Origin of the sequence: Psychromonas sp. Urea-02u-13 (assembly GCF_002835995.1) — a bacterium.
Lineage (GTDB): Bacteria > Pseudomonadota > Gammaproteobacteria > Enterobacterales > Psychromonadaceae > Psychromonas.
This window is the reverse complement of sequence record NZ_PJBZ01000180.1, coordinates 1-2,042: the sequence shown is the minus strand read 5'-3', so window position 1 is coordinate 2,042 and position 2,042 is coordinate 1. Positions and strand designations below refer to the sequence as shown.

The 2,042-nt window shown below is 35.4% G+C and carries 3 protein-coding genes; all 3 read left to right on the top strand.

The features are described 5' to 3' along the window. Nucleotides 1–465: 465 nt before the first annotated feature. Nucleotides 466–792 carry a hypothetical protein gene (locus CXF74_RS21175; RefSeq protein ID WP_101084601.1) on the top strand — a complete coding sequence of 109 codons (327 nt, stop codon included), beginning with the start codon at nt 466–468 and terminating at the stop codon, nt 790–792. A gap of 126 nt (nt 793–918) precedes the next feature. Then, nucleotides 919–1,377: a hypothetical protein gene (locus CXF74_RS21170; RefSeq protein WP_101084599.1), complete on the top strand. Its 459-nt coding sequence runs from the start codon at nt 919–921 to the stop codon at nt 1,375–1,377. A 109-nt stretch (nt 1,378–1,486) separates the two neighbouring features. Continuing rightward, a complete protein-coding gene (locus CXF74_RS21165; RefSeq protein ID WP_101084597.1) occupies nt 1,487–1,969 on the top strand; it encodes a hypothetical protein in 483 nt (160 codons plus the stop codon). Nucleotides 1,970–2,042 lie beyond the last annotated feature (73 nt).

Below are 2,042 nucleotides of genomic sequence, written 5' to 3'. Positions count from 1 at the left end.
GTTGTCTTCAATATTTGGCATGTATTTAGTTTCTGAATTGATTTGCTTGCTTTAATTTAAGTTGTTTTATGTTCGTCAATTGGTGCGTTGTGAGTTTTGTAAATACGCTCATAACGCCATAAAAGGTTGTCACTAATAGTCGTCTGCGTACGTCGGTAAATAATGCAACTACGCTCCATTAATTCTTGCTTGTTTATAATGGCGTTATTCTGTTTCTAGTTTCCAATCGTGTAATCTTGCTTGGATCATGTTTTCAAATAGTGATTGTAGTTTCTGTTTTAAAGCAGTGTAAAATGTACCGAATATCAGCAAGTTAGTTTGCGCATTCGTTTAGTCCGAAAGTCAACTAACAAGGCACTTAAACGGAATTAAAACAGTTGGTTTCGTTCGTGCCTCACAAATTATAACCAACTGTTTTAATCCGCTTAGTGCGGCGTTAGAACTACTGCAATGAGTTGAGTCATCATGAATGAATCTGATCTTAAAGAATATTTAACCAATTTAGTGCAATTAAATAACATAAAAAATGAAATGGAATTTACTGCATTTTTGCAAAGTAACACGAATGTTAAAGATGAAATAGTATGTAATTGTGAAAATGTTTTTTGGCTTTCTTTTGAACACCAGACCTACGATGGATGGTATTGTTTAAAGGACGCTAGGCTTACATGGTATTCTGTTTATTTCAAAGAACACGGCACAACTAGATCATTTGATAATGTTCTAGAAACCAAAGTTCACGAAGAAGCAATTGCGAAAGTTCTTGTCTGCCATGGTTCACTTAAGTTCTAACAAGGCGTTTAAACGGAACTAAAACAGTGGGTTACGTTTCGCTTCGCTACACATTTTAACCCACTATTTTAGTCCGCTTAACGCGGCGTTAGGCTTTCAACGTTGTATCCACGTATAGGAGAATATATGACTTTTCGCGATGATAACGGTGGTTTTGCTTTTGCATGTAATGACGCGAAGTTTTCAGTGTGCGTAAGCACTTGGAATACTCGACTTTCTCAACTAGGAAAAATGGATGGTTGTCTTCGTATAATGACCCATCATTTACCAAACCTAGACTACATAGCAAAAATCATTAATAAACGTCCTATTGATATATTTATAATTGCTAATGAAGATGCAAGAGATAATGCTCAAATGTTAAAGAATAAATTCCCTAATGTTCATATAGCATTGCATCCAAATATGAATGCTAAAGTGGTGTTAATTGCTCCCGAAACTGTTTGGGTTTCTAGTTCAGATTTTGGAAAAACCAAAATGTTAGAATCAACGATCGGACTACACTCAAAAATGGCTCACGATAAAGCTTTAAAAAGTTTGTTTCAAAAAGAATGGTCTAAGTCTACTGAACTAGAAAAAGCCTAACAAGGCATTTAAACGGAACTAAAACAGTTGGTTAGGTTCCGCTTCGCTCCACATTATAACCAACAATTTTAGTCCGCTTAATGCGGCGTTATGCATTAATGGAGTTTCAATGGACGCTGAGAGTAAAGAAACAACAATGTTCTTTTTGAAAAGTTGGTTAGCTGAAGCCATTGATGGTAGTCGAGCTTTTCTAAATAATATTAATAAGCCGTTTTCTTTTGAGGATAGCTTTCATAAACGCAGAATGTTTGATGAGCATTATGTGTTAACTGCTACCGTAATGAGCGTTAGGTTTTCAAAACAAATCGTTCACCATTCCCCAAAGAATATCAAAGAGAGCCTTACATCATTTATAAAGGCAACTGAAGATGCTGTTGATGTTAGAGATATGAGAGAACATTCTGATGAATATTTTCTTGGGAAAGGCCGAAAGAAAGATGAGTTTTTCAAAGGAAGCGGTAATGGAATTCAATGTGATATGTCTTCATCAATACAAAATGAAAATGGCTATATGTTAGGTAATTTAATAGCAATGGAAACTATTCAATCTCAGTGTGAAACGTTGCTGGAAGTTCTCAATCAAAATGCATAACAAGTTGCTTAAACGGAAAAATAACAGTTGGCCATCGCTTCGCGATTATAGCCAACCATTATTTTCCGCTTAG